The organism is Streptomyces sp. NPDC006265 (assembly GCF_040613555.1).
Classification (GTDB): domain Bacteria; phylum Actinomycetota; class Actinomycetes; order Streptomycetales; family Streptomycetaceae; genus Streptomyces.
The window spans coordinates 1-2,654 of the sequence record NZ_JBEXSH010001072.1 but is presented as its reverse complement, the minus strand read 5'-3'; the positions used below and the strand labels follow the sequence as shown (position 1 = coordinate 2,654).

The 2,654-nt window shown below is 68.0% G+C and carries 2 protein-coding genes; one reads left to right on the top strand and one right to left on the bottom strand.

Features of this window, described 5'->3' with window-relative positions; all coding sequences use genetic code 11:
- Positions 1–12: 12 nt before the first annotated feature.
- Positions 13–960, bottom strand: a complete 948-nt coding sequence (locus ABZ281_RS45355) for a methionyl-tRNA formyltransferase (RefSeq protein ID WP_356664221.1) — start codon at positions 958–960, stop codon at positions 13–15.
- A gap of 249 nt (positions 961–1,209) precedes the next feature.
- Between ABZ281_RS45355 and ABZ281_RS45350 the strand changes: the two genes are divergently transcribed.
- On the top strand, positions 1,210–2,565 hold the full coding sequence (locus ABZ281_RS45350) for a lysine N(6)-hydroxylase/L-ornithine N(5)-oxygenase family protein (protein WP_356664219.1): 1,356 nt from the start codon (positions 1,210–1,212) through the stop codon (positions 2,563–2,565).
- Positions 2,566–2,654 lie beyond the last annotated feature (89 nt).

The window sequence follows — 2,654 nt, the reverse complement described above, 5'->3', positions numbered from 1 at the left end:
GGGGCCGGCACATCAGGGGCGGCCGGTGAGGTAGCCGCCCATGGAGGTGAAGTACTCGGCCGCGGGCAACTCCCGGCCGTCCTCGGTGCGTACCCGCGTGATGGCGAGGCCACGGTTGCGTCCGTTCCGGGCGTCGGCGCCGGCGACGATCACCACGCCGTCGCCCTCGCGGTAGAAGATGCGGCCGGGCGTGCCGCCGTAGCGGCCCTCGGAGACGAACGAGGCCAGGACGTCGAGCCGCTTGCCCCGGTGGAAGGTGTAGGCGCTGGGGTAGGGCTCGGACTGGGCGCGCACCAGGCGCTCCAGGTCCCCGGCCGGCCAGCTCCAGTCGATGCGGCCGTCCTCGTCGGCGCGCTTGTGGAAGAAGGACGCCTGGGAGCGGTCCTGCCGGGTGAACTCGGTCTGCCCGGAGGCGATGAGGCCGAGCGCGCCGATGGTGACCGGGGCGATGAGGTCGACGGTCTTGTGGAAGAGGTCGGTCGCTGTGTCCGTCGGTCCGACCGGCACCGCCTCCTGCCGGACGATGTCGCCGGCGTCGAGTTCGTCGTTCATCATGTGGGCCGTGACGCCGACTTCGGGCTCGCCGTTGATGAGCGCCCAGATCAGCGGTGAGAACCCGGCGTACTTCGGCAGCAGGGAGTCGTGCACGTTCAGTGTGCCGTGGCGCGGCAGGCCGAAGATGCGCGGGGGGATCCACGTGCGCCAGTTGTTGGCCACGATGATGTCCGGGTCGGCCTCCTTGAGGCGCTCGAACAGCTCGTCGTCGTCCGGCCGGTTGCGGATGAGCACCGGGACGCCGTGCTCCTCGGCGAGGTCGGCGACGGAGTCGCTCCAGATCTTCTCGTAGGCGTGCTCGCTCTTGGGGTGGGTCACGACCAGCACGACGTCGTGCTCGGACTCCAGGAGGGCTTGCAGGGTGCGATGCCCCCAGGTCTGGTAACCGAACATGACGACCCGCATGGGGTTCCTCCTCAGAGCAAGGTATTGACCGACACAAGTAAAGCAAGGCTTACCTTAGTCTGCAACGGGCTTGCAGGGTGGCCCAGTTGAGGAATGCCGATCCGGGGAGGGTGTCCGTTTTGCCCTGTCGACACCTCAACTCGTTTAGCTTAGGCTCACCTAAGTTTCTTGGGGTGCCGCCTCGTTGGCATGCCCGCCTTTCGTTCCCTCCACACCTGACACGCGGCTGCCCCGCACGATGGGAGTGACATGTCGCAGGTTCTTCCTGGTGACGCACCACCGGTCCACGACCTGATCGGTATCGGCTTCGGGCCGTCCAATGTGGCCATGGCGATCGCGCTCCGCGAGCACAACGACCGCGTCGGCAGGCAGGAGGCGGTCACCGCTCACTTCTTCGAGCAGCAGCCGCGCTTCGGCTGGCACCGCGGCATGCTCATCGACGACGCCACCATGCAGGTCTCCTTCCTCAAGGACCTGGTGACGCTGCGGAACCCGGCCAGCGAGTACAGCTTCCTCTGCTACCTGCAGAGCAAGGGCCGGCTGATCGACTTCATCAACCACAAGAACCTGTTCCCGCTGCGCGTGGAGTTCCACGACTACTTCGAGTGGGCCGCGGCCCAGGTCGACGACATGGTCTCCTACGGCCACGAGGTCGTCGGCGTCGCGCCCGTCACCCGGGACGGCGTCGTGGAGCACCTGGAGGTGACCGTCCGCTCCGGCGGCGGCCTGGAGGTCCACCGGGCCCGTAACCTCGTCATCGGCACCGGCCTGCGCCCCCTGATGCCCGAGGGTGTGGAGCGCGGCGAACGGGTCTGGCACAACTCCGAACTACTCGCGAAGGTCGACGAGTTGGAGGGCACCTCGCCCTCCAGGTTCGTCGTCGTGGGTGCCGGCCAGAGCGCCGCCGAGAATGTCGCCTACCTGCACCGCCGCTTCCCCGAGGCCGAGGTCTGCGCCGTCTTCTCCCGGTACGGCTACAGCCCCGCCGACGACAGCGGCTTCGCCAACCGGATCTTCGACCCCCAGGCCGTCGACGAATACTTCGCCGCCCCCGAGGACGTCAAGCGCCGGCTGATGGACTACCACGGCAACACCAACTACTCCGTGGTGGACATCGACCTCATCGACGACCTCTACCGCCAGTCCTACCAGGAGAAGGTGCTCGGCACCGAGCGACTGCGGTTCCTCAACGTCTCCCGGCTCACCGGCGTCAAGGAGACGCCGTCGAGCGTGCGTGCCACGGTCACATCCCTCGTCACCGGCGAGGACGCCGACCTCGAAGCGGACGTCGTGGTCTTCGCCACCGGCTACAGCCCCGTCGACCCCACGAGCCTGCTCGGCGAGGTCGCCGACCGCTGCCTGCGTGACGACGAGGGCCGGGTCCGCGTGGAGCGCGACTGGAGCATCGCGACCGACCCCACCCTGCGCTGCGGCGTCTATCTGCAGGGCGGCACGGAACACACGCACGGCATCACCTCGTCGCTGCTCTCCAACACCGCCATCAGGGTGGGCGAGATCCTGGACTCGCTCCTCGGCCGCGTGGCCGACCCCGCCGCGGACCAGACGCGAACGCTCGCCGACGGCACCGGCAGCGCGGCCCGCTAGTCCCATCCTCCGCACATGACCGGTTCGGGTGATCTGATGATGTGACCGGTACCTGGACGGGTGTGACTCGTTGAGTGGACGTGCCGATA

Excerpts from the sequence above, each read along its gene's own strand:
- ABZ281_RS45355 (WP_356664221.1), bottom strand. The coding sequence starts at position 960 with ATGCGGGTCGTCATGTTCGGTTACCAGACCTGGGGGCATCGCACCCTG.
- ABZ281_RS45350 (WP_356664219.1), top strand. The coding sequence starts at position 1,210 with ATGTCGCAGGTTCTTCCTGGTGACGCACCACCGGTCCACGACCTGATC.